This window comes from Nocardia sp. NPDC050712, from assembly GCF_040654295.1.
Taxonomy (GTDB): domain Bacteria; phylum Actinomycetota; class Actinomycetes; order Mycobacteriales; family Mycobacteriaceae; genus Nocardia.
Genome location: NZ_JBFAHT010000002.1, coordinates 628,724 through 651,459, shown reverse-complemented (window position 1 = coordinate 651,459; position 22,736 = coordinate 628,724). Strand labels below are relative to the sequence as shown.

Genomic DNA, 22,736 nt, shown 5'->3' with positions numbered 1-22,736 from the left:
GGAGCTCCACCCCTCCGCCGGACGGATACCTCTGCTCAAGCACGAGATGCCACTGCCCGCGTGCCGGTGCACCCAGTTCGAATCCGCAGTCCGGTCGCCCACCTCAGCCCCCGGCTTCCCCGCCCGCGTGCCGGTCCTCCCTTCCATCCAGTCCATCTTCCATCTAGTCACTCCCCCTCAAGTCCCCTCCTTCAGTACCTGTTTCGTCCTCTCATCTGCCAACCCACCCAACCGTCTCTTGCCTGCCGCATGGACACTAAACGTGCCCGCAGGGTGTGTTTAGTGTCCATGCGGCAGGCAAGCAGACAGCACCGCCAAAACCCCAGATGAGAGGGTGAAACGGGTACGCGCTCCTACGTACGCACTGGAGTGAGTAGGCAGGAGTGCGTACTTTTAGAATCCACCGACGGTCAGACGCCCCTCGTCGAACTCATCGTTCCGGGCTGAACCCGGTCTTTCCGGCACCGAACTCGGCGGATGCCACCAGTGAGTAGTCATCGAGCGACAGTGCAGGCGATTCGGGACAACCGGCTGCCGAAACTCATGTGCGCAGGACGACGATGTCTGTTATCTATGAGCGAATGCACAGGAATGCCAATGAGGCCAGCGCAGACCAAGCCTTACTTGCTCTGCAAGAGATGATGCTCAACGCGGTTACCAACGGCGCGTTGGAGCGGATCGACCGGCGGGTTGAACGCGGTAACTCCTTGCGTCCTTGGGGAGTACATCTTCATGGGCCAGTGGCCGGCAGCCCGCTCGCCGCAGCTGACCAAACCTTCCTGACCACGTATCCGGATGCGATTCTCAGCCAGACTCCGGTTACCGATGCTGCGATGTATCCAGTAGCCGCCGCAACCGAAGGCCTCGCCGCAGTCGGTGTTCTGGCGAGGGAGCGAAAGAATCGTCAGCTGTTCGCTAGCGCGGCTATGCAGTTGTGCCGATCAGCGATGGAAGGATCCGCGCGTACGATTTGGCTCCTGAGTGACAGCTCCAACCAGGAGCGCGGGAGCCGGTGTCTTACCCTACTGGCACAAGAACTGAGCGAACAGAAGAAGTTTCTCGGCCATCAAGACGCCGTACTGCATGCGGTCGCGACTCCGCCGCCGCCCGAGAGGTTCACGGAGCTGACGGACCATCGTCAGAAGGTCGACGCGTTCTTAGCTCATCTCACAACAACATACAGCCCTACGAATTTCAAGGGATTCACCAAGACAGTCACACGGGCAGCAACTTGGATCGATGGACACCAGCCAGCACATGACACAGGTGAGCTGGCTTCCGGACCTCTTACGCCAGCTGCGGACACGTTCTACTCGTACGGCTCAAGCTTCGTGCACGGGCTTCAGTGGGCGATCGACTACGCCAAGGAAAATCGTCTGTACGGCATGATCGGTGACGGCCTCTTCAGCGCACTAATTATGACCGAATGCGCGATTGCCCTGTTCGAGGCGCTGTCCAGGGATCCCGCGGCGGCTGACACCCCGCACGAAGACTCGCGCGTGCCGGCATATCTTGAGCCGACGATTCAGGATTGGGCACAGATGTACAGCAAGCCCTGACCAGGTCGTCGCGCCTCCCAAGGCGAGTGAGTAGGAAGGCGCATTTCGAACCGCTCCCAGTAAGCGTCGATTTTCCCATAACCTGGTCATCCAATGTAGGGCAACAGTCCATTCAGCGCCCGGGCTTGCACTTCATCATTCACGCCCAACACCCGCAGAGCATGCACGCGGACGATGACCTGCAGCAATTGAGCCAACGTCAAGAGCTCGCGATCCGAATAGGTACGACTGCCGTGTGCAAGGTCATTTCGAACCTTCTGAATAGCAGAGATAGTTGTAGTGACGCCGGAATTATCGCGAATAACTTGAACAATAATATCCAAGTTGTCGAAATATGGCATCGGACTCACGGGAAGCGTTTCGAACATATCTCGCAATCTATCTTCCAGGGTTACTCCCGATGCCATCAGCTTATTCCTGATAAATTTTCTATTTGCGCCAGTAAGAACTTTCATGCAGGCACTAACGGCAACTCCGCGCTTCTTCTCGTGTGCCGATTGGCGATCAGATAGCCGGTTTTCATGGTTTGATAAACCCTCCAACGCCTGCAGTAATAGCAGAAACCTGGCGCGCGGATGCTGCTCTTCCCCAAGAGCGAATGGGTCATAAGTATAAACTATCGGGTTTTGCTCGACAGTCATTTGCTGCCAACTATCGACCATTTCCAGCAGCGATACTTCGTCTTGATGGCATCGCAAGAGAGCCCGCTCGATATTCGGAAGTTTATTCGACTCCGGCTGGTAAGGTGCCTGCCGAACAGGACGCGCAAAAACCTGCAGAAAAGGCATATCAGCCCCATCGGGCCTCATTTCTAGATATGTAACTTCCTCTTTGCGGCCGGTGATTATCGACAGAACTCGAACTATCGGCTGCACGACAGTGTTATATGCATCTAAGGCTTCGACGGGCTCTCGCAGGTCGATCTCAAGGTATGGTGTAAATTTTACACCATACTGATAATCTGCATGTACAGTCACACTCCCCGCATGCAGGACCCGCAACCGCATCTCCACATTTTCCCAGTCTTGCTCACCATCTCGACGCGTGGTTACGCTCCAAGTACTTTCAGGCATCTCAAATGTACGGGACGGCATGGTCATCGCCACGATCGGAGTCCATCCTGAAACTCGATCTAAGCCTGTCACTTGAACGCGAATACACCGAATCCGTGAATTTTCAAGCAGGTCGGCGCCCGGACCAACGAGAGCCATCGCGGCCCTGACCTCAGCGTTGCCGTCAGGGTATGAAATACCAGCTTCTCCGGGCTGGCCGAAAATTCTAAGAATCGCGTTTATAAAGAGAACGCCGGCGCCGTTCGATAATTCTCCGGCAAGTCTTTTGCATTCAACTACGTCGGGCCAGGCTGCCCCGCTGTTAGGACTGGGAACCTCCCCCGAGATCGACCCGGACGGACTCTGCTCCGACAGCAGGTTCGCCGTCCCGTGAGGTTGAGGGACCACCAAGTCGCCACGGTTGTTCACTAGATGCCATCGGCACGAATACGCACCGGGAGGCTGCAGGACCTTCAGTGGAACGTCGCTCGTGTCCATACCAGGGGATAGCTCGCAGCGCACAACCTGTTACCGCGCGGGACCAACTTGGGACCACACGGCGCGCGCGACCGCGCACGTGGCCAGGTCAACGACACCTGCTTCATCTACGGAAGTCGTGCGTGACGTGCGGAAACAGATATCAACCAGTCCTGGGGGTCAGGTGGTCGCAGGTTCAAATACTGTCAGCCCGACAGTAAAACCCTCTCCGACCTCGGCCGGAGAGGGTTTTAGTCTTTCAGAGGACAGCCCGGAACGGTTGTCGGGGATGTCGATGTAGTGGCGCGTGGCCACCGCGTCGTGTTGCCCAGCTGCCGGGCTGCCCGCTCGGGATCGTCTATGGCCTGATCGACTTCGGTCGCGACACCTTTGCGGAAGGTGCGCGGGGTGACCACGATGGTGGAGCTACAGCGCGGCTTGGTGCAGGGAGTCCAATTCCGCGCGCAGAGCAGCGATCTCGGCGGCCAGCTGCGCGCGGAGATGTTCTCGTTCATGCAGGCTCGCGCGCATGCTCTCGATGATGTCGTCCATGCCAGCGAGCTTGCGGTCCGCGCCGGTGAGGCGCCATTCGATGACAGCCCGGCGGTCCACCGAGAGGCTGGCAGTGCTGACCCAGCTCAGGGCGTAGTCGAGCCAGTTCGGGGGCTTGGGCATCTTTTCGGTGTCCCAGCCGCGGCGGTTCGCGAGCTTGGTGGACAGGGTGCGGTCGCCGCCCGCGTCCGTCATTCGGACTTCGCTGAGTTTGCCGGCACTGGTCACCACTGCGGCGAACCGGCAGCTGCCCGCTAGGTGCATACGCAGTTCGGCGGTGCCGCGGCCGTCGACATCCAGGTCGCCCAGCCATGGTCCGTCCGCTACCTCGAGGACCGACTCCAAGACCACGGTCTGGCCTGCACCACCGCGCAACCGCGTCGTCCGAGTGCGCAAGTCCTCGGGTGTGGCAGCCATCTGATCCCAGTGCATCGCACTTCACTCCACATCTACCCGGCATACGAACAGCAACCCTATGAACATAGCGACACAGTCGGGGCACATCCCAATACCGCCGCACCCATGGCGTGGTCGCCATGTCAGCTGCCTACCCATCCGCGCGAAGCCCGGGCCACGACTCCTGGCCGCTCAGGCCGTCAACGTCTTCGGAATCTTCAACCGCAAGGAGACATCATCCGTAACTCAGCCACAATCAACGCACGCCTTGCCGCATTTCAGTGCGTTCGACCTGGATCGACCTCAGACTGGTCTGACAGGAATTTCAAGACCAAGCCGCGCAGCTCTGGAACTTGCGCGCCGCCCTTCTCGGCGATCATCACATCCGCTCGCTGGGCAATGCCTCGCACTCTAGCCAAGACCTCGGCCGAATCTGACCATCGTTCCTCAGGCAGCCGCAGCACCGCCCACAACAGGTCACCCGGATAGAAGTGACCGGCGGCAAGCAGATTCGCCTCCAGCTGATCAAGCGCTCGAGACAGTATTGCCGTGGTTCCAACATTCTGCGACAACATGATTCGCAGTCCCTCGATATCCAGTTCTCCGATTGGAACCTGCCGCATCCGGTGGACTGTCCGAACCAGATACGTGTCCTCCGGGGCGGCTGCCGGCCAAACATCACCCTCGATGTCCTGCACCGATTGTGAGAACTCTTCGCTGCCAGCCACGCTTTTCACCGCTCTCATCTCAATGGCACTGCTCGTTCATGTGAAGCATCGACGTTGTCAGGACCTGCCCCACAGTGATGGTCACCATTCTGGTCGGACGCCGTCGTTGACACGCAAATCGGCTGCTTAGTTGTCAGGTGCGGAAACTCATCCGCGTGTCGTACTCCGACACGCGGACACACCGCAGCCCGTGCCCGCCGTCCGAGCACGTGCACTCCCCCCGCTTTTCGCTACCTACCAGACGAGCGCCCGAGGACGGAGCGGTGCCCGCGCGGACTCGATCCCCCCACAGAAATCCCACACTTTTGGTGGGTATCAACCGGTCGATGAGTCCTGTTCAGCAGTCTCGTTTCTCCGAAACCCGCTGCGACCAGTAGCGTTAGGTTCTGATGAGGCTTATCCAGGCAACTGGAACGGGTGTCAGTGGTCGCAGGTTCAAATCCTGTCAGCCCGACAGTAAACCCTCTCCGACCTCGGTCGGAAAGGGTTTCGTTCTTTCATAGCCCCGGATGACGATGGCAGGTGCGGGCCGGACATCGATCGACCGGCCCGCATCCGCTGCACTGATCAGCCGTGCTGGTGACCGGCTTGACGCGCCTCGTGCAGATCCGCCTCCGCGCGCGCCTTTTCCGCCGCCGCTTCCTTGGCTGCGGCCTCGCGCTGCGATTCGGCCTTGTCCTGCTGGGCCTGCCCCTCCCCCTTGAGGTTCTCGTTGCCGAGGACGGCGCCGAGCGCCTCCTTGGCCTTGCCCTTCACATCTTCGACGACACCTTCGATTCCCTCGCGGGGCCCAGACTTGTGCTCGGACACAACAATCCACCTTCCAGCGATCAAGACGATTCGACTTTCGCGACGTACCCCCACCTGGCCGGGTCAATCGACACAGTTACGCGGATCACCTCGAACCACGACCGGACACCTTCCGGACCAATCGCCTTGTCCCCAGGCGAATTCGACATAGGGCTGGGCGGCACAACCGTTGCATCGTTTGTGCATCGCTTGTGGCTAGGATGACCTCATCGACCAAGGAGGAACATCGTGGATCTCGCACGCTCGACCGCCACACTGACCATGCTGGCCACAGCGATCACCGTCGGGCTGTCCGCGCCGGCCGCGGCCGCGCCGCCCGCACCCGTCCCACAGCTGGAACTCGACCGCTACCTCGGCACCTGGCATCAGCTCGCCGCGATACCGCAGTACTTCAATCTGATCTGCGCGCGCGATACCCGCGCCGAATACGACCTGGATGCCGCCGGCGATGTCTCGGTACGTAACACCTGCACGACCTGGGGTGGGACGCTGAACGAAATCCGCGGCACAGCAACGGTCAACGATCCCGACACACGTGCGCAACTGCACGTCAGTTTCCCCGGCGTACCCACCCAGGACACGCGGTACGGCCCGACAAACTACATCGTCACCGCCCTCGGCGCGGACTACTCGTGGGCTCTGGTCACCGACCCCTACCGCTTGTCCGGCTTCGTGCTGTCGCGGACGCCCGAGCTGGACCCGGGCCAATGGGATCAGGTGCGCACGGCCATCATCGCCGCCGGCGAGGACTCCTGCCTGTATCTGACCTCGCCGACCACCGGCGGCCTGCAAAGCATCGCTCCCCTGTGCTCCAGCCCGGCGAGGACCTGAGGACTGCCCGCGGTCTTCCCAGGTAGTCGCGGCGCAGCGAGCACGGCACTGCTCGAATCCGGTTGTTTGCCATGCATCAGTAGTGGGCATGACTCGGCTGGCGGGCGGTTCTACCGCGTGATTGCGCGACGGACCCCCGCGGTTGTCTGCACGGAGTCATCGACATGGTTCGAGGAGAGGGTGGACGTGGACGAGATGTTCGGTAGGTTCAGCGCGGTACCCGAGATGCGGGTAGCGGATAGCGTCGCGCGCTTCGTCGAGGAGATCCTGACCCGCTATGGGTCGATCGAGGCATTCTGCGAGCGGCTGCACCTACTGCTCGACGCGCCTACCGACACCTATCCGGAGATCTTCATCAACTCCGAGGTTTCCGTGCCCGGGGGACGACACCGGCTGCGCGAAGCCTGACACCGATCGGGCCCCCGCGAAAGCACGAGCAACTCCTCGATGCCGCCGCGGGGGTACGGCATCGGCCGCCACGTCGAGCTACGCCGCCGAATCCTCGGTCACGCGATGGCTCGGCTGCGCGGTCTCGCCTGCTCAGTCCGAGCCATTTTCGCTGGTACTTGCCGACACAGTGGCAGGTGGATGTACTGCGGCACCCCGCCCGGGCCGGTCGTTGCCACGGCGGCGGCGCAACCGGCGCAGTACGAACCGCACCACGATGACGACGACGACGGCGATCACCACGTACTGCAGTCCCGCCGAATACGGTTCGACGGCATCCCAGTTGGCGCCCAGCAGATACCCCGCACCGATGAACACACAGTTCCAGATCAGGCTGCCGAGCAGCGTGAATAGGGTGAACATGGCGAAATTCATCCGCGCTGTGCCCGCGGGGATGGAGATGAAACTGCGGAACAACGGCACCATTCGGCCGAAGAAGACGGCCTTGGCGCCGTGGCGAGCGAACCACTCGGCGGTCCGGTCGATGTCGTCGACTTCGATCAGCGGGACACGCGCCGCGAGCTCACGCATCCGATCGTGCCCCAGCCATGCACCCAGTCCATAGAGGCACCACGCACCCAGCACCGAGCCGATCGTCGTCCACACCACCGCCTCGACCAGGGAGAAGTGGTTGAGGCGAGCGGCGAATCCGGCCAGGGGCAGCACTACCTCGCTGGGCACCGGCGGGAACAGGTTTTCCAGGAAGATGGCCAGGCCGGCACCTGGACCGCCGATGCGCTCCATCAGGCTCACGGCCCAACCGGCCAGGCCTCCGATCTCGGCGGTTCCTGTGGGTGACAACGAAATCAGACCTTTCGAACGGCTACGCGGGAACCTCTCTCGTCGAGAGGACCTCTCCAGTCGTCTGATACCCACTTATGCGGCCGAAACTCGTTACACCACAAACCCCCGACGACTACAAGTAGCCGCTAGACCCTTCCGAGCCCCGTCGAAACTATCCTTCTCCGGCCAGACCCCGAAGCAACCCCTCCAGATCGCGCTCACCCGCGCGGGTCTGGGCACCGTGCGCCATCCCGCCGCGGATCAACCGCTCGGCGGCGGGACGAGCGAACGTGCCCGCCCAGGCGAGGTGCTCGCGCCGCAGGCCCTCGCCGAGGTCCTCGGGGGCGACGGCGCGCTTGGCCGCCGCGATCACCCCCTCGGGCAGGGCCGCGATGTTGCGGGCGAGGCGGTCGACCAGGTCGTCGAGCTCGTCGGCGGGAACAGCCCGGTTGATCCAGCCGTAGCGCTGCGCGGTCTCGGCGTCGAACAGCTCGGCACCGAGCACCGCCTCCAGCGCGCGGTGCCGCCCGACTCGGGCAGCCAGGTACTGCGTGCCACCACCACCGGGGACGATACCCATGAGCGCTTCGACCTGCCCGATCCCCGCGCGGCCGATCGCCGCGAACGACATGTCCGCGGCCGCAACGAATTCCGCTCCGCCGCCGCGCGCCATCCCGGCGAGTTTGACGATGGTCACCTGCGGTTGGTGCCGGAGCATTTCACCGAGGGCTTGGAAGACGTTGACGCCGTCGGGCAGGTCGGCCGCGAGGTCGGCGAAGGCGTCCGGGGCGTCGATCAGTGACATGTCGACGTGCGCGATGAAGAACTCCGGGTCGGCGCTGTCGAACACGATCACCCGAATCGAATCGTCGTCCCGCAGTGCGGCCAGCAGCTTCCGCAGGTCGCTCATCAGGGCGACGTTCAGCACGTTGACCGGCGGGTTGTCGAGCGTGACGTAGGCGATGCCTGCCGCGCGGCGCACTCGCAGGGTGGTGTAGGCGTCATGGTTCACGAAGATCTCCGATCCGTACCCGATAGGCATCTAGGTTCCCGATGCATACTTACCCTGCGGCGACGGGAGACCGGCGTCAATAACGCACTTTCAGCATCGTAAGGATTGCGAAGGATACCGATATGACCAGCTCTGAGCCCGGCACCGTGTTCCGATCCGACTGCCCGAGCCGCCCGATCCTCGATCAGATCGCCGACAAGTGGTCGATGATGGTGATGACGATCCTCGACGAACCCCGCCGGTTCAACGAGATCAAGCGCCGCCTCGAAGGCGTGACCCAGCGGGTGCTGACCCAGACCCTGCGCCGCCTGGAGCGCAACGGGATGATCGTTCGCCGCGTGCTGGCGACCTCCCCGGTCGGGGTCGAGTACTCGCGCACGCCGCTCGGCGAATCCCTGCAAGAGCCGTTCGGCCGGTTGTACGACTGGACAGTCGACAATGCCGACGAAATCCAAGCGCGCCAAATGGATTACGACCGAAGAGACCCCGCGCCGAGCGCGTGACAGACAGCAATCCGAAAACCTGTGCGCGTTTCGTTCGGTCACCGCGGCATGCGGCAACTTTCACCTGCTGCCGTTGACCATTGGAACCCGGCCGTCTATTTTTGGTAAACATGTTTACCACTCTCCCTGTGAGGTGACGGGATGAAATTCCTGGCGAGCACCCTGGTTCCCAAGCACAGCACCGGACTGGATCAGCAAGCCCTGAGCCGACGCGATCGCTTCCGCGAACTCGTCGACCTGGCACGCTGGGCCGAGGACATCGGCTACGACGCCTTCGGGGTGGGCGAGCGGCACAATCCGACGCTGCTGTCGTCCGCACCGGCGGTCATCCTGTCCCACATCGCCGCGCGCACCAGCCGAATCCGGCTGGTGACCACCGTGGCCGTGCTGTCGCTGACCGATCCCGTGCGCGCCGCCGAGGACTACGCGACACTCGATCACCTCAGCGGCGGGCGGCTCGACCTGATCATCGGCAAAGGCGGCGACCGGGTCGCACCCACGGTCTTCGACATCGACGAGTCGGAGCTGTGGGATCGCCTCGAAGAGGCCTATGAGCTGCTGCGCAGACTGTGGCGCGAGGACGACGTCACCTGGCAGGGGCGGTTCCGGCCGCCACTGACCGCGGCGACCATCGAGCCCCGTCCGCTCCAGCAGCCCGCGCCGCGGGTCTGGCACGGCTCGGCGACCAGCCGCCGCTCCACCGAACTGGCCGCCCGCTGGGGCGATCCGCTCTACTCCGCGAATGGATTGGGACGCACCGACAGTTACCTCGATCTGGTCCGGCACTATCGCGAACGCCTGACACACCATGGCCACAACGCCGACGACGCGCTCGTCGCGGTCGGCGTGCACTCCCCGATCATCACCGATCGCTCCCAGGATGCCCTGGAGATCGCCCGGCCCATCTTCGAAGCCTCTGTGCGTGAACACTTCTCCCACCGCGACAGCTTCCCGTTCGACTCGCTGGAGGATTTCGTCGAGAACGGTTCGGCGCTCGTCGGCACCCCCGATCAGATCACCGACAAGCTGTTGCGCATGCAGGCGGCGTTCGGGAATCAGGTCTTCGGAGTCGGAGTCGAAGGGTTCTTCTCCACCTACACAACCGATCTCGCCACCACCAAGGGCTACCTCGAACGGTTCTTCGGAGAGGTCGCGCCGGTACTGCGAGCCGAGATACCCACCGCTCTATGGAATCCCGAGCCCGATGTCGAGCTGCCGGTCACCGCATGACCGAGGCCCGGGAGCCGATCGCGTCCCCGCGGGAGTGGGCGCTGTGGACGTCGTTCTTTCCCATGGAAGCCGAACTGTGGCAATGGCTCAGCCGTCGGCTCCGCGACGACGCGGACCTCTCCGAGGCCGACTGGCAGGTGCTCGACGCTCTCGGCAACACACCCGACCATGCCCTGCGCGCGTTCGAACTCGCCGCGCGCATCAGTTTCAGCAAGAGCCGTCTGCATCAACACGCCGGTCGCATGATCGCTCGCGGTCTCCTGCACCAGAATCCGGCCGCCGAGGACGGCCGCGGGACGGTCCTCGGCCTCACTCCCGAGGGCCTGGCCCACTTCCGGCAGGCGCAGATCCACCGCGCCAGGCACATCCGCGAAGCCCTGGTCGAGGTCCTCACCACCGAGGAGCTGGACACTCTCATCGACATCTCGACCAAGATCCGTCGCAACCTGGGCCACCTCGGGGACGCGGCTACACCGTCTTGACCCGAATTCCGGTCCCCACCACACGCGGTGGTGGGGACCGGCTCTCACAGTGCGAACAGCGCCCGCCAGCCGATACGTGAATCAGCCAAGGGACGCAGTGCGATTCGCAACAGCGCGAGCGCATTGTCATCTCCGGCAATACGATTCAGTTTCAATGTCCCGCACTCCAGGCACTGGTGGACCAGCGCCCATTCACCGTTGTCGCGCACGGTCGAACTGACCGCGAGCATGCGGCCGCGGCAGGTGTTCGCGCGGTCGCCGGGGGTTCGTCCGTCGACATGACGGCTGGCCAGACAGTGTGGGCAATGATTGCGGTGTGCAGTACCCGGTGCGGCGATCGGCACGTCCAGCCGACATCCGATACACCGGAAACTCGCACCGGATTCCCCACCGGGACCGCGCAAGACGGTTTTGCCGCGTTGCGGTCGTGCGGCGACGGTCGTGTTCCTTCGAGGCATCGCGGCCGCCTAGAGGTCGCCGAAGACTTCGAGCGGGAACGGCGGCTCCGCCAGCGGGCGTACCGCGAGTCGCATGAGAATCAACTGGTTGTCGTCTTCGCTGATCTCATGCAGTGCCAACTCGTAGCAGCGCGTGCACCGATGCACGACGGCCCATTCGCCGCCGCGGCGCACCGCGATCGACAATGGAGCCATGCGCCCGTGGCATTCGGATACGCCACCCTCGACGTGGTCGAGGGTGTGGCACGAGTGCAGGCAGCTCGGGCAGTGATTGCGCCGGCTGTTTCCGGGCGCGAGGACGGAAACGGTGAGCCCGCAACGGATGCAGGTGAAGGTGCCGGTCTTCACGGCCGGACTGGGCTCGTTCTGGGCGGAAATATGGTGGGGCAACCCGGATCACTCCTTGGCAGAAAGCTGATGTGCAAACGGCAGGAGTAGGCCGAGCGCGCCTCTACGACGCGGAAAAGCCGGTCAGTGCGTGCGGCTGGCGGAAAGGCAAGCCGAGTACGCACTCTGAGGCGCTCTCGGCGCGGGCTGGGGCATAAATCAGTCCTTCCACCAGTCGACTCGGATGCGCGTCGTCCGCGCCCGAGCACGGTAGCAACGGCCGACCGCTGTCCGCCACCGAATTATGCGGTCAGGGTCACGGCGGCGTGCGACCCAGTGGACGAGACGCGCGACGCGTTTGCGAACCTGCGCGGGACTATTCGACGCCCAGCGCAGCCAAGATCTGCGGCCGCGCGGCGGCCAGCTGGCTGCCCCAGTAGGGCCACGAATGGGTTCCCGTGGCCGGATAGTCGACCACCACAGCGATGTTCAGCGCCCGCAACCGTTGCTCGAACGACCGTGTGGATATCAAGGCTCCGGCCTCCAGCCCGATTCCGGCGATCGTGGCCGCGGCTGCCTCGGGGTTGTCCAGCGAGTCGGCCGGCCCGGGGATTCCGCTGGCAGCCGAGATATACATGGGCAGTCCCGCCAGTGCCGGTGCCAGCGCCGCGGGGTCCAGACGCTGCCAGCGCGGGGAGTCCGGCGGCGCGAGCGCGGTGAGGTCGTAGCCGCCGCCCTGTAGCGCGGCCAGACGCATCGCCTCGCGTACCCAGGGCAGACTCCAATCCAGCAAGCCGCTCAGGGCGGTCGCGTGCACGAATTGATCGCGATGATTGGCCGCCAAAGCCAGTGCGGCGCTGGCACCCATCGACAGTCCGGCGACGGCGGTGCGGGTGCGGTCGATGCCGTAGCGGGCCAGAAAGTCGGGCAATTCGGTGGTGAGGAACGTTTCCCACCGATACGGGACGGCCTGGCCGTTGAGGGACGACCTGGAGGACCAGTCCGCGTACCAGGAGGATTCACCGCCGACCGGCATCACCAGCGTCACGTTGTCGTGGCCGAAGAGCTCGGTGGCGTCGGTGTGCACCGCCCATCCGTTGCCCGACGGCAATGCGCGCAAGCCGTCGAGCAAATACAGCGCGGCCGCACCATCCCCGTCCGCCCACTGCACCTGCACCTTGACCGGGCCCATGCGCGAGGGCACCAGCAATTCCTCGAACTCGCCGTGGCGGTGTGACGGCTCAGCGACCGCGCTGGGCAGTACCGCCCCGACGGTGAAGGCCGCCACCACCGTCAGCAACACCGCGGCGGTTCGGCGGTGAGCCCAGACGGCGGAGATGGCCGTACGCAGTGATACGAGGCAATGGGGCTGAGGCATAACACAGGCCTTTCCCGCTAACGACAAGGATATGCAGGCCTCAGCCCTGACCAAAGGCGGTCAGCCCCAATTCCGGTCGTTGCCGCCATCATCCGGAGTCTCGGTGTGCGGCAACCGCACGATCAGCACATCGACGGGGCAGCGCCGCGCCATCTCCGCCGCAAACGACCCGAAGATGCGCCCCCACCCGGTATCGAAGACACGCTCGCCGACAACGATGAGGTCGGCACGGGCGCTCTTCGCTACGGCAAGAAGCGCATCGACAGGTTTGCCCGGCATGCTGCACCGAACGACGCGTGCCGCCCCTGCCGCGTGCGCTCGGCTCGCCGCCGCGGCGAGCAGCTCATCCATCGCCGAGACCGGCGTGACGTGGTACGCGTCCTCGCCCAAAAGATCGCTGGTGTGCGACCATTCGCTCGATGGCAGTCTGCGATAGGTTCCGGCGATCGTAAGACTGGCGCTAGGGTCCTGAGCCAGTCGCGCAGCCGCCACCACCGCCGAATTCGACCGCGGCGTGTTGTCGATACCCACCACGATCGAGCGATACCCGGTGCGGGTCTTGTGCGTCTGGCGTTCTTCCACGATCGTCAAGCGGACTCCCTGAAAAGTGATGGGGATGGATCCGGGGGACGCGGGACCACAGGGCGGTCTCCGCACAAACGAAAGGTATTGCGCTTCAGTTCTCGAGACCTTGGGCCCGTCGAGGCTACTGCATGCACCGGCGCGGAGGGCGCACCGCCTCCTTGGGCTGTTGCCAGCACAGCGCAAGCGGTGCTCGAATTGTCGTCCGACAGTGCACATTTCGGCGTATCGGGCTTTGCCGTCTGTTCGAGGACCGACAGCAGGCTCCGAAACCATCGACAATCCGACCCGTACACCAGATACCCAAGGGCGTACGGGTTCGAGACCGGATTCAGCCGACAATCCCGCATCCTGTCCGGTAAACGCTGCCGGGCCACAGTGTTATCGGCCAATTCGCGCATTCCCGTTGAAGCCGGTGCAACCGGTTCCTACCCTTGAGTCATGCGTCGGCGCCGGCTGGTCGCGGTGCGAAAGGAGTTACCCGATGGGTGGTCTCGTAGCCGCCTCACGCATCCGCACCGATCTGCCGCACTGCGCGCGGATCTGGAACTTCTGGGCCGGTGGTAAGGACTACTACGAGATCGATTCGGTCATCGGCGCAGAGTGCCTGGCGCGGTATCCCGGCATCAGCGCGATGGCGCGCGACGGGCAACGGTTCGGCGCTCGCGCGGTCGAGTTCTTGGCCGCGGCCGGAATCCGGCAGTTCCTCGATCTCGGCTGTGGTTTACCCGGGCCTGTCAACGTCCACGAGATCGCCCAGAAGGTGGATCCCGCCGCGCGGATCGTCTACGTCGACAACGACCCGCTGGTACTGACCCACGCCCGCGCGTTGATGAAACCCACCACCCCCGAGGGTGTGGTGGGTTACGTCGACGCGGACATCCATGACCCGGAGCGGGTGATCGCCGAGGCGAAACTGGTGCTGGATTTCGACGAGCCTCTCGCGGTACTGGGCATGTGCACGTTGGGATATGCGAGGACTTCCGGCGAAGCACAGCGCATCATCGCGACTCTGCGCGATGCGGTCCCGGCGGGCAGCTACCTCGCCGCCTGGGATGGGGCTGCCGTCGATCCGGGCTTCGTCGACATGTGGGGCTATTACGCCGGGACCGGTGCGGCACCCTACGAGCCGCGGTCCCGCCGCGAGTTGGAAGCGGTGTTCGAGGGCTGGACGCTGGTCGAACCCGGCTTCGCCCCGGTTCCCGGGTGGCGGCCTGCCGAACTGGTCGGACCGCGCAGGATCCGGGAAGCCGCGGGCTACTGCGGCGTCGCCCGGAAGCGATAAAGCCTCGGATCAGGTTTCTCGAGCTGCGGCACGCGCGTCGATCTCGTAGCGATCGCGCACCCGCAGCAGAGAGACCACGGACACGAAGATCGCCGGCACCAGGGCCAGCATGGCGAGCACGAGTGGTTCGCCGCCGTAGCCGGTGGCCCCGACCAGGTCGGAGGTGAGGCCGACGAAGAACGGGCCGAGCGCGCCACCGACGGTGACCAGGAAGGTGAGCAGCGCGAATCCCATGCCCCGGCGACCGGCGGGCACCACATCGGCCGAGACCGCGGTGAGATTCGGTATCGCACCGGCGAATCCGGCGCAGGCCACAGCAATCAGGGTGACGCGCGCGGGGACACCTGACGCGAGCAGAGCGCCCGCGAGGGCCAGGGCACCGATCAGCAGGAAGACGATCGCGACGGTGATCCGCCGACCGGCACGGATACCGTGGGCCCGGTCGCCGAATCTGCTGCCCGCGACGATGCCGACGACGATGCCGGTACCGCCGACCGCGCCCGCGAGTCCGGAAGCGGTGTCGTAGCCGAGGTTCTCGGTGCGCTCGAGCAGAGTCGGGAGCCAATAGAACACGCCGCCGATCCCGAGCGAGAGCAGCGCTTGGCCGAGGATGACTCCGGCCAGCGTTCTGATTCCCAGCAGTCCCCGCGCTTCGCGCAGCAAAGAGACCGGACGCGCAGGCACGGCGGTTGTCGGCGCTTCGCCGGTGCGGAGACGGTCGAGGCGGTCGCCCAAGCCGCGCAACGGTTCTCGGACCGTGAGCACCAGTGCGGCGATCAGCAGACCAGGAACCGCCGCGACGAAGAACACCATGCGCCAACCGAGCGCCTCGGCCAAGGCGCCGCCGAGGATGACCCCGGCCGGTAGGCCGAGGTAGTAGCCGGCGCGCTCGAATCCGTACGCTTTGCCGCGACTGCGGGCCGGGTAGTAGTCGGCGAGCAGGCTGGAGGCGGGCGGGTTGTAGAGCTGTCCGGCGGCGCCGATCAGCACGCGCACGAGGAAGAACAGCACGAATGTGGTTGCCAGCCCGCTCAAGACCGAACACAGTGACCACACCAGGACGACGATCGAGATCGTGGTCACGCGAGGCGCACGGTCGGCGAGGCGGCCGGCGGGCAACAGCAGCGCGGCGCCGGCGATGCTCGCGGCGGTCGGTATCGCACCCGCGGCGGTGTCGCCGAACCCGAAGTGGTCCTGGATCGCGGGTAGCGCGCCCGCGATCAAGTTGATTTCGAGCCGATCGATGAACGCGACGAGGCCGACGGCGATGGCCGGCCACCAACCCAGTGGCGCTGATTTCGTCAGGTCGACAATGCGGTTCGGGCGACCTTCGGACACGGCGACATCGACCAGGCCGGTCGAGCCGGGGGTGTCCACAGGCTCGTCCGCGGAATCATCTACTGCCCGGAAAGATCGACCGCGCCGCCGATCCGAGGACCGGTCTGTTCTGAAAGATTGTCGAATACCTTTGTTGAACAATACGTTTCCGAATCCTAGGTGCGCCGGTAGCACGGCACGCGTCCGCAACGGCGAGAACCAGCTCGCCACTTGTTTCGCATTAGGATACGTCGTATCCACTGCGACGGCAGGGCGATGGACGAGTGCACACAACCTTGACGGCACCAGCCGCGCCGTGTATCAATCTCGAATGAGCAGGTTTCCATAATCGAAACGATGTTTCCCTGAGACCGCACTCTCGAAGGACGCAGACCATGGCCCCCTCTCGCCGCCACCGCTGGTGGACCCCGATCATGTTGTCCGCGTTGGCCTTCAGTGCGTCGGCCTACCCGTTCCCGAGTGCGGCCGCGCCGGTCGCGCCGATCCGTGTCAGCGCGGAGATCGATATCCCCTGCGCCACAACGACATTGCGACACGAAGCCGACTGGTACTTCCCCGTCGAGCAGCCTCGCGGACTGGTCGTCCTGCTGCACGGTTTCGGCGCCGGCAAGGGGCAGTACCGCGAACTGGCCACAGCCCTGGCCGCCGACGGTGAACTGGTAGTGATCCCGACGCTGCAAGCCGTCGACCCGCGTGGCTGCGCGGTCTCGAGCCTGATCCCCAACACCGCGTACCTGGGCAGCCTCGCCGAAGTCTTCACCGATAGCGACGCTCTGCGCCGCGCCTTTACCGAAGCGGCCACCCGCGCCGGCCGCACCGAATTACAGCTGCCCGAACACTTGGTGCTCATCGGCCATTCCGCCGGCGCCGACGTGGCACTCGGCGCAGCCGCACAGCTCGTCGGCAACCACCCCGACACGTTCGGGCGACTGAGCGGGCTCATCCTGCTCGATCCCGTCCCCGGCCTGGACCGCACGGCAACCGGCCGCGCCCTGGCCGCCCTCGCCCCGACCGGCCTTCCCCTGCGCACCATCGCCACACCACCGTCGCTGTGCAACAACGGGCCGGACGGGGTTCTCGCCCTGCGCCGAGCGCTGCCGGGCCGATCCCTGGGCATCGAACTCAGCACCGGCAGCCACGTCGACGCCCTGGGCACCGACGACGCCGGAGTCGCCATGGCCGCCGGTCTGCTGTGCGGGCAGATCACCGAACCCAACGCCGCCATCACTCGCAGTTTCACCACCGCGTGGACCCGCGACGAACTCACCGCAACCCCCTCCCCCGAGTTCTATCCCGGCGGAGGGTATTACGAGGAGCTGATCCACACCGGTGCCATCCGACCCCTGTGAAAGCTTCTAGGCCGCCGTCGCAGCTCCCCGATACCCCTCGAGATCAGCCGAGAGCCGCGGTGATCTTGGCAGCCATCGCCACCACCGCCGGGCTCGGCGCACCCTTGACGAACTGGGCAGCTTCCACAGCGACCAGCACAGTGCTGCGGAAGTTGTCGACCTCGGCCGGGACCTGCTTTCCGAGCAGGTCCACCGCGGCGGTCAGGGCGGGTAGTACCTGCTCGGCGAGCTCGGCGACGTTCTTACCGGGCAGGGCAATGTCTTTGGACTTCGCCGAGAGCACATGCCCGGTCAGTCCGGTCGCCGAGGTCAGCGCGATCGAACCCTGGGTGATGGCCTTGTGTGGGGCGCCGGCGGCGGCCAGCAGGGCGACCGCGCCGTAGGCGGCGGTCCGCAGGGTGCTCTTGTCCTGGTCGTTCAGGGTGATGGTGGTGGTGTTCATGTCGTGTACTCCTCGGTTGTGGCTCCGGGTGTCGGTGCCGTTTTCTTCGATGTACACACTGTGGCCGGGTCGGCTGACACCGCCCTGACACCCGGCTGACACACCCACTGACACCGAGCACGGTGTGGCACGACCCCAGGAAATCGCTTCAGCCGGGGCCGTCGACGGAAGCGCGCTCGCAACGCACTGTGTAGAGCTAGATGCAGATGGCAGACCGGCCGCGCGAAGATCGGCGCCCGGCCGGTTCTCCACACGGATCGATGAGACGTCGCGATCATCACAGCGCTCTGGTCAATATAAAACGATCGCTCTAGTATGAGTGCATGAGCAATCGTGAAGTAGTCGAGAACTTCTACCGGGCAACGCAATCCGGTGACGGCGCAGCCCTCCTGGAAACGCTGCATCCGGAGTTCGAGGGGCATGTGGCGCCCGGTCTGCCCGCGGTGACCGGCACGGTGTTCCACGGGCCACAGGCCGCGCTGGCCGGCATCTGGGGGCCGGTGGCGCGGGCATTCGAGATCGCGCCCTATGCCGAGGAGTGGTTCGAGGCGTCCGGTGATGTGGTCATCGTGACCGGCCATTATCGCGGAGCCGAGCGGTCCACCGAACGTCCGGTGGAGGCGGAGTTCGCGCATGTGTGGCGGATCGTCGAAGGCAAGCTCGCCTATCTACATCAGTACACGGACACTTGGCACTGGCGTCCCGAGCAGGTGAGCGCCGCGGCAGAGCGCCGCGTTCACTAGTTCGGCTCAGCCGAGCGGAATCATCGGATTGCCGGCCCGGGTCGCGAATTTGACCACTGCGCTGCCCTGCCATCCCCCGGTGGCTGCTTGCCCGCTGGGGTTCAGGAATGTGCAGTAGACATTGCCGTATGCGGTGCTACCCGCGGGTGCCGATGCCTGGAGCGAGTCACTGATCCATCGCCCTTGGTGATTGGCGGAGCCTCCGACGGCGGAGTAGTCGAATTCCCGGTACGTGCCGGTGGTGTTGACGCTGTTCTCGACGGTCATGTCGCAGGCCGCCGTGTTGCCCGCGGGAACATAGACCCGCCAACCGAGAATTACCGATCCGACAGCAGGACTGCTGATGCTGCCCTCGACCCCATTGGTCGCGTTCGCCGCGGGCGCGAAGGTCGCGGTAAAGGCGGCGAATCCGGCCGTGATCAGAGTTGTCGCCGCGAACTTCCTGGCTGTGATCGACTTGGACATGGGAACTCCTAAGGTTGATGGACCCTGCCCCCTGGTACCAAGTCAACGTGCAGGGGAACTATCGAGCCACCAACCCCAGGAGTAATCAATCACCCTCCAAGGGGTGGATGTTTGCCACCTCGGTCATGTCTCCCAATCCTCCCGAGTGGGCATGGGTGTCGAAAGCACCGTGCCGCCCCGCGCCGTCGGCGAATCGCAGCGCTCCGGACAGGGTGTCGGCCGCCATGGAGATCAATCCGTGGCGGTACTCGTTCGCGAGGGCGTCGGTCTCGCTGAGCGAGTCCTGCTCGAGCAGCGAGACACGGTCGTGGCGCAGGCAGGTCTGGGGGAACAACGTCAGGGAACGCGCCAGTTCCTGTGCTGAGAACAGTGCGGCGCCGGCGGGGACCACGCGGTTGACCAGACCCATGCGAAGCGCCTCACCCGCGGCGACGGGGCGGCCGGTGAGCACGAGATCCAAGGCGTTGCCGGTCCCGATGAGCCGGGGTAGCCGGACGGTCCCGCCGTCGATCAGCGGTACACCCCAGCGCCGGCAGAAGACGCCGAAGATCGCGTCGGCGGCCGCGACCCGCAGGTCCGCCCAGATCGCGAGTTCGAGGCCACCGGCTACCGCATAGCCTTCGATCGCGGCGATCACCGGTTTGGACAGCCGCATCCGGGTCGGGCCCATCGGGCCGTCCCCGTGGGCGGACACCCGATTGCCGGCGCCCGCCGACATGGCCCGCAAATCGGCTCCGGCGCAGAAGGTTCCGCCCGCGCCGTAGAGCACGGCCACCATGGCGCCGGGGTCGGCGTCGAACTCCCGGAACGCCGCGGCGAGCAGATCGGCGGTGCCGCGGTCGACCGCGTTGCGGACGTGTGGCCGGTTGATACTGATCGTGGTGATCGGTCCGTCGCGCTGGACGTGGACCGGTGGTGGTGCGGTCACGAATTTCCTATCATCGGCGCGCGATGGCGGCCTGTTCGACGGGGTCGATGATCTTTATCCGGGGGCGATCGGCGGCCCGGCCACGGCGTCGTTCCTCGCGGTCCAGCCGGTGCCAATCGCGGCGATCCAATGCCCGCACACCGCGTTCGGCGAGCAACGCGTCGACGGTGCCGTTCGGCGGCGCGAGCACACCGGCCGCGAAGTCGTCGAGCAGTGCCGCCACGGTCTCCTGCGAGCAGAAGCGGTTCGTGCCGATGACGCCGCTGGCGCCTCGTTTGTGCCAGCCGACGGTGTAGAGCCCGGGAATCGCTGGGCCACCGGAGTATTGGAGTATGCGCCCGCTCAGGTGCGGAGTCCGCCCGGTGTTCGGGTCGAACGGAACACCGGGCAGTGCCCGGCTGTCGTGTCCGATGGCGTGCACGACCAGATCGGCGGCGAGCGTTCGGCGCTCTGTGCCGTTGTCGGTCCGGACCGCGATGTCGACGGCTCGCACGCGCTCATCGCCGAGAATCGCGACAACCGAAGTATGGAAGCCGAACCGGATGCGCTCGCCCGAGACCGTCCCGGTCTCGCGGGACCTGCGCAGCAAGGCGAGCTTGCGCCGCACGTGCGGCGGGTCGAACTCGGTCCACTCCAGGTCGCCGACGGCCAGGGAGTCGACCTCGATGTCGAGCGTCCGCGCCATGGTGGCGAGTTCCGGTTCGGTGAACGCCGCGAACCGCGGGCTGCGTCTGCCCAGTATCAGTACATCGTGGAACCTGTTGCGCGTCAGCGCTTCCAGTGCGTGATCGGCGATATCGGTCCGGTTCAGCCGCTCGGGTGCGGTGACCAGCAGGCGTGCCACGTCGAGCGCGACATTGCCGTTCCCGATGACGACGGCGTTGCCGCCGGACAGGTCAGCGACGCGACCGGCGTTGTCCGGATGTCCGTTGTACCACCGGGCCAGATCGGCCGCGGAGACGCTACCCGCCAGGTCGGTGCCGGGGATCGCGAGTTTGCGCCCGTCGGCGGCTCCGGTCGCGACGATGACGGCGTGGTAGTGCTCGCGCATTTCCTCGATGGTCAGATCACGGCCGATGTCGACGCCGAGCCGCAGCCGCAGATTGTCTTCGCGGGCAAGCGATTCGAACGTCGCGGCTACCGCTTTGGTCTCGGGGTGATCCGGTGCGACGCCGGATCGGATCAGGCCCCACGGAGTGAGCAGGCGCTCGTACACGTCGACCTCGGCGCGGCGATGCCGCAGCAGTTCCTCGGCCGCGTACATCCCCGCCGGGCCCGAACCGACGACAGCAACCCGGAGCCGGCCCCGGCCCGGCAGGACCGGGATCGCACGAATCGGCGCGATCGACTGCACGGCGGCCGGACGACCGGCGAAGTGGTCAGAGTTGATGGTGGCGTAATGCTGTTCCGCGAGCGGCAGTTTCGACAGCGGAACGATCGCGTCGACCGGGCAGGCGTCCGCGCAGGCCCCGCAGTCGATACAGGTCGCGGGATCGATGTGCAGCATTTCGGCCGTGGCGAAGCCGGGTTCGTCGGGGCGCGGGTGAATGCAGTCCAGTGGGCAGGCGGCAACGCATCGGGCGTCGCTGCAACAGGATCCGGTGATGATGTGTGCCATACCGCGCCCTCAGAGCACGCCGGCGGCGCGGCACACGGCATCGCCGAGGCGGTTGCGGATACCCAGTTCGGCGAAGGTGCGCATGGCTTGCTCCGAAGCCCACCGCTGCGATTCCCGCCAGTGCCGATTGCGCCGCGCCGCACGGGTAGCGGCCGCGCGGTCCAGACCGCAGTTCTCGAAGACATCGGCCGAGACCATGAATCGGGTCACGACGTAGGCGATGGGTCCGTAGAGCACGGAGAGCAAAGCCTTCTCCCAGGGCGAGTTCGGCACTCGCTCGGCCAGCTCGGCCCGGGCGAACTTCAGGTGCCGCGACTCCTCGATGACGTGGATGTGGCTGACCCGTCGCACCAGCGGCTGCACCGACTCGTCGGCGGCGGCCTCGCGTTGCATCGCGTCGCCGTACTCCTCGAAGAACATCGCCAGCGCCATCGCGATCACCGGTGGCGCGAAGGCGCCGAACGCCTTTCCCGCCTGCCGCACCCACCGGGGCGGGCCGTAGGTCGGCGCTCCGGTCGCGGCCACCATCCGGCCGAACATGGTCGAATGGCGGCATTCGTCGGCGATCTCGGTGTAGATGTGCCACGCGTAGGGTGTCGCGCCGTCGGCATTGTTGACCTGCCGGATCAGCATCTGCATCAGCAGCGTCTCCACCCACCACTCGATCGCGTGCATCGACGCCAGTTGATGAATCGAGAACTCCACCTTCTGTTCCCACGTCAACGCGTCCCAGATCGGTGTGCCGTACAGGGCACTGCGGTGTTCGGGCCCGTAGGCCATGCCGGGGACGAACCCGGCCTCCCAGTCGATATCGGTGTTCACATCGAACGACAGCTGCGCGGCACTGTCCACCAGCATCTGCGCGGTTTCGTCGATATCTGAAGCATGTAGCGCCATTGCCGGCTCCCCTGCTGACTATTGAACGAGCCAGGTATCCGTGACTCTCACTCACAGTATTACA

Annotated in this window: 25 protein-coding genes; 9 read left to right on the top strand and 16 right to left on the bottom strand. The window is 65.1% G+C overall.

The window, feature by feature from the left end:
- Positions 1-560 precede the first annotated feature (560 nt).
- The gene (locus AB0H76_RS13465; RefSeq protein WP_357322157.1) at positions 561-1,559 is read left to right on the top strand and encodes a hypothetical protein; all 999 of its coding nucleotides are present in this window, start codon (positions 561-563) and stop codon (positions 1,557-1,559) included.
- 86 nt (positions 1,560-1,645) lie between these two features.
- On the opposite strand, the gene AB0H76_RS13460 is transcribed toward AB0H76_RS13465, so the two are convergent.
- The 4 genes from AB0H76_RS13460 to AB0H76_RS13445 all read right to left on the bottom strand — a co-directional run bounded on the left by AB0H76_RS13460 (position 1,646) and on the right by AB0H76_RS13445 (position 5,574).
- Positions 1,646-3,109 carry a HEPN domain-containing protein gene (locus tag AB0H76_RS13460; RefSeq protein ID WP_357322154.1) on the bottom strand — a complete coding sequence of 488 codons (1,464 nt, stop codon included), beginning with the start codon at positions 3,107-3,109 and terminating at the stop codon, positions 1,646-1,648.
- 405 nt (positions 3,110-3,514) lie between these two features.
- Positions 3,515-4,057: a hypothetical protein gene (locus tag AB0H76_RS13455; RefSeq protein ID WP_357322152.1), complete on the bottom strand. Its 543-nt coding sequence runs from the start codon at positions 4,055-4,057 to the stop codon at positions 3,515-3,517.
- Between the two features lie 257 nt (positions 4,058-4,314).
- Positions 4,315-4,764, bottom strand: a complete 450-nt coding sequence (locus AB0H76_RS13450; RefSeq protein WP_357322149.1) for a contact-dependent growth inhibition system immunity protein — start codon at positions 4,762-4,764, stop codon at positions 4,315-4,317.
- 567 nt (positions 4,765-5,331) lie between these two features.
- Entirely contained in the window at positions 5,332-5,574 is a 243-nt protein-coding gene (locus AB0H76_RS13445) for a CsbD family protein (RefSeq protein ID WP_357322146.1), read from the bottom strand.
- 261 nt (positions 5,575-5,835) lie between these two features.
- Here AB0H76_RS13445 and AB0H76_RS13440 point away from each other — a divergent pair, with 261 nt between their 5' ends.
- Together AB0H76_RS13440 and AB0H76_RS13435 are read left to right on the top strand one after the other, a co-directional pair.
- Entirely contained in the window at positions 5,836-6,405 is a 570-nt protein-coding gene (locus AB0H76_RS13440; protein WP_357326159.1) for a lipocalin family protein, read from the top strand.
- Between the two features lie 186 nt (positions 6,406-6,591).
- The gene (locus AB0H76_RS13435; RefSeq protein WP_357322143.1) at positions 6,592-6,813 is read left to right on the top strand and encodes a hypothetical protein; all 222 of its coding nucleotides are present in this window, start codon (positions 6,592-6,594) and stop codon (positions 6,811-6,813) included.
- A 132-nt stretch (positions 6,814-6,945) separates the two neighbouring features.
- Here the strand turns inward: AB0H76_RS13435 and AB0H76_RS13430 are convergent, their stop codons facing one another.
- Positions 6,946-7,653 (bottom strand): DedA family protein, encoded by a 708-nt coding sequence (locus AB0H76_RS13430; RefSeq protein ID WP_357322140.1) that lies wholly within the window; start codon positions 7,651-7,653, stop codon positions 6,946-6,948.
- 154 nt (positions 7,654-7,807) lie between these two features.
- On the bottom strand, positions 7,808-8,677 hold the full coding sequence (locus AB0H76_RS13425; RefSeq protein WP_357322137.1) for an enoyl-CoA hydratase/isomerase family protein: 870 nt from the start codon (positions 8,675-8,677) through the stop codon (positions 7,808-7,810).
- A 92-nt stretch (positions 8,678-8,769) separates the two neighbouring features.
- Here AB0H76_RS13425 and AB0H76_RS13420 point away from each other — a divergent pair, with 92 nt between their 5' ends.
- The 3 genes from AB0H76_RS13420 (at position 8,770) to AB0H76_RS13410 (ending at position 10,862) form a co-directional block, all read left to right on the top strand.
- A complete protein-coding gene (locus tag AB0H76_RS13420; RefSeq protein ID WP_357322134.1) occupies positions 8,770-9,150 on the top strand; it encodes a helix-turn-helix domain-containing protein in 381 nt (126 codons plus the stop codon).
- A gap of 141 nt (positions 9,151-9,291) precedes the next feature.
- Complete coding sequence (locus tag AB0H76_RS13415; protein WP_357322131.1) at positions 9,292-10,380, top strand: LLM class flavin-dependent oxidoreductase; 1,089 nt, start codon at positions 9,292-9,294, stop codon at positions 10,378-10,380.
- Positions 10,377-10,862 (top strand): MarR family winged helix-turn-helix transcriptional regulator, encoded by a 486-nt coding sequence (locus tag AB0H76_RS13410; RefSeq protein ID WP_357322128.1) that lies wholly within the window; start codon positions 10,377-10,379, stop codon positions 10,860-10,862. The genes AB0H76_RS13415 and AB0H76_RS13410 overlap by 4 nt, the downstream gene beginning before the upstream one ends.
- 44 nt (positions 10,863-10,906) lie before the next feature.
- Here the strand turns inward: AB0H76_RS13410 and AB0H76_RS13405 are convergent, their stop codons facing one another.
- The 4 genes from AB0H76_RS13405 to AB0H76_RS13390 all read right to left on the bottom strand — a co-directional run bounded on the left by AB0H76_RS13405 (position 10,907) and on the right by AB0H76_RS13390 (position 13,607).
- A complete protein-coding gene (locus AB0H76_RS13405) occupies positions 10,907-11,266 on the bottom strand; it encodes an RNHCP domain-containing protein (protein WP_357326156.1) in 360 nt (119 codons plus the stop codon).
- 63 nt (positions 11,267-11,329) lie between these two features.
- A complete protein-coding gene (locus tag AB0H76_RS13400; RefSeq protein WP_357322125.1) occupies positions 11,330-11,668 on the bottom strand; it encodes an RNHCP domain-containing protein in 339 nt (112 codons plus the stop codon).
- 355 nt (positions 11,669-12,023) lie between these two features.
- Positions 12,024-13,025 carry an alpha/beta hydrolase family protein gene (locus tag AB0H76_RS13395; RefSeq protein WP_357322122.1) on the bottom strand — a complete coding sequence of 334 codons (1,002 nt, stop codon included), beginning with the start codon at positions 13,023-13,025 and terminating at the stop codon, positions 12,024-12,026.
- Positions 13,026-13,085: 60 nt separating this feature from the next.
- Positions 13,086-13,607, bottom strand: a complete 522-nt coding sequence (locus AB0H76_RS13390; RefSeq protein WP_357326153.1) for a universal stress protein — start codon at positions 13,605-13,607, stop codon at positions 13,086-13,088.
- Positions 13,608-14,091: 484 nt separating this feature from the next.
- On the opposite strand from AB0H76_RS13390, the gene AB0H76_RS13385 reads away from it, so the two are divergent.
- On the top strand, positions 14,092-14,892 hold the full coding sequence (locus tag AB0H76_RS13385) for an SAM-dependent methyltransferase (RefSeq protein WP_357322120.1): 801 nt from the start codon (positions 14,092-14,094) through the stop codon (positions 14,890-14,892).
- Positions 14,893-14,901: 9 nt separating this feature from the next.
- Here AB0H76_RS13385 and AB0H76_RS13380 read toward each other — a convergent pair whose 3' ends face one another.
- On the bottom strand, positions 14,902-16,269 hold the full coding sequence (locus AB0H76_RS13380) for an MFS transporter (protein WP_357322119.1): 1,368 nt from the start codon (positions 16,267-16,269) through the stop codon (positions 14,902-14,904).
- Between the two features lie 335 nt (positions 16,270-16,604).
- Here AB0H76_RS13380 and AB0H76_RS13375 point away from each other — a divergent pair, with 335 nt between their 5' ends.
- Complete coding sequence (locus AB0H76_RS13375) at positions 16,605-17,579, top strand: alpha/beta hydrolase (RefSeq protein ID WP_357322116.1); 975 nt, start codon at positions 16,605-16,607, stop codon at positions 17,577-17,579.
- Between the two features lie 43 nt (positions 17,580-17,622).
- Here AB0H76_RS13375 and AB0H76_RS13370 read toward each other — a convergent pair whose 3' ends face one another.
- The gene (locus AB0H76_RS13370) at positions 17,623-18,021 is read right to left on the bottom strand and encodes a hypothetical protein (protein ID WP_357322113.1); all 399 of its coding nucleotides are present in this window, start codon (positions 18,019-18,021) and stop codon (positions 17,623-17,625) included.
- A gap of 323 nt (positions 18,022-18,344) precedes the next feature.
- On the opposite strand from AB0H76_RS13370, the gene AB0H76_RS13365 reads away from it, so the two are divergent.
- Entirely contained in the window at positions 18,345-18,764 is a 420-nt protein-coding gene (locus AB0H76_RS13365) for a nuclear transport factor 2 family protein (RefSeq protein ID WP_357322110.1), read from the top strand.
- Positions 18,765-18,770: 6 nt separating this feature from the next.
- Here AB0H76_RS13365 and AB0H76_RS13360 read toward each other — a convergent pair whose 3' ends face one another.
- The 4 genes from AB0H76_RS13360 to AB0H76_RS13345 form a co-directional block, all read right to left on the bottom strand.
- A complete protein-coding gene (locus AB0H76_RS13360) occupies positions 18,771-19,229 on the bottom strand; it encodes a hypothetical protein (protein ID WP_357322107.1) in 459 nt (152 codons plus the stop codon).
- An 85-nt stretch (positions 19,230-19,314) separates the two neighbouring features.
- The gene (locus tag AB0H76_RS13355; RefSeq protein ID WP_357322105.1) at positions 19,315-20,157 is read right to left on the bottom strand and encodes a crotonase/enoyl-CoA hydratase family protein; all 843 of its coding nucleotides are present in this window, start codon (positions 20,155-20,157) and stop codon (positions 19,315-19,317) included.
- 10 nt (positions 20,158-20,167) lie between these two features.
- Positions 20,168-21,775 carry an FAD-dependent oxidoreductase gene (locus AB0H76_RS13350; RefSeq protein ID WP_357322102.1) on the bottom strand — a complete coding sequence of 536 codons (1,608 nt, stop codon included), beginning with the start codon at positions 21,773-21,775 and terminating at the stop codon, positions 20,168-20,170.
- Positions 21,776-21,784: 9 nt separating this feature from the next.
- A complete protein-coding gene (locus AB0H76_RS13345) occupies positions 21,785-22,672 on the bottom strand; it encodes a diiron oxygenase (protein ID WP_357322099.1) in 888 nt (295 codons plus the stop codon).
- Between the last annotated feature and the right edge of the window lie 64 nt (positions 22,673-22,736).

Excerpts from the sequence above, each read along its gene's own strand:
- AB0H76_RS13420 (WP_357322134.1), top strand. The coding sequence starts at position 8,770 with ATGACCAGCTCTGAGCCCGGCACCGTGTTCCGATCCGACTGCCCGAGC.
- AB0H76_RS13410 (WP_357322128.1), top strand. The coding sequence starts at position 10,377 with ATGACCGAGGCCCGGGAGCCGATCGCGTCCCCGCGGGAGTGGGCGCTG.
- AB0H76_RS13440 (WP_357326159.1), top strand. The coding sequence starts at position 5,836 with ATGCTGGCCACAGCGATCACCGTCGGGCTGTCCGCGCCGGCCGCGGCC.
- AB0H76_RS13345 (WP_357322099.1), bottom strand. The coding sequence starts at position 22,672 with ATGGCGCTACATGCTTCAGATATCGACGAAACCGCGCAGATGCTGGTG.
- AB0H76_RS13365 (WP_357322110.1), top strand. The coding sequence starts at position 18,345 with ATGAGCAATCGTGAAGTAGTCGAGAACTTCTACCGGGCAACGCAATCC.
- AB0H76_RS13395 (WP_357322122.1), bottom strand. The coding sequence starts at position 13,025 with ATGCCTCAGCCCCATTGCCTCGTATCACTGCGTACGGCCATCTCCGCC.
- AB0H76_RS13360 (WP_357322107.1), bottom strand. The coding sequence starts at position 19,229 with ATGTCCAAGTCGATCACAGCCAGGAAGTTCGCGGCGACAACTCTGATC.
- AB0H76_RS13455 (WP_357322152.1), bottom strand. The coding sequence starts at position 4,057 with ATGGCTGCCACACCCGAGGACTTGCGCACTCGGACGACGCGGTTGCGC.
- AB0H76_RS13460 (WP_357322154.1), bottom strand. The coding sequence starts at position 3,109 with ATGGACACGAGCGACGTTCCACTGAAGGTCCTGCAGCCTCCCGGTGCG.
- AB0H76_RS13465 (WP_357322157.1), top strand. The coding sequence starts at position 561 with ATGTCTGTTATCTATGAGCGAATGCACAGGAATGCCAATGAGGCCAGC.
- AB0H76_RS13375 (WP_357322116.1), top strand. The coding sequence starts at position 16,605 with ATGGCCCCCTCTCGCCGCCACCGCTGGTGGACCCCGATCATGTTGTCC.
- AB0H76_RS13425 (WP_357322137.1), bottom strand. The coding sequence starts at position 8,677 with ATGCCTATCGGGTACGGATCGGAGATCTTCGTGAACCATGACGCCTAC.
- AB0H76_RS13350 (WP_357322102.1), bottom strand. The coding sequence starts at position 21,775 with ATGGCACACATCATCACCGGATCCTGTTGCAGCGACGCCCGATGCGTT.
- AB0H76_RS13385 (WP_357322120.1), top strand. The coding sequence starts at position 14,092 with ATGGGTGGTCTCGTAGCCGCCTCACGCATCCGCACCGATCTGCCGCAC.
- AB0H76_RS13370 (WP_357322113.1), bottom strand. The coding sequence starts at position 18,021 with ATGAACACCACCACCATCACCCTGAACGACCAGGACAAGAGCACCCTG.
- AB0H76_RS13415 (WP_357322131.1), top strand. The coding sequence starts at position 9,292 with ATGAAATTCCTGGCGAGCACCCTGGTTCCCAAGCACAGCACCGGACTG.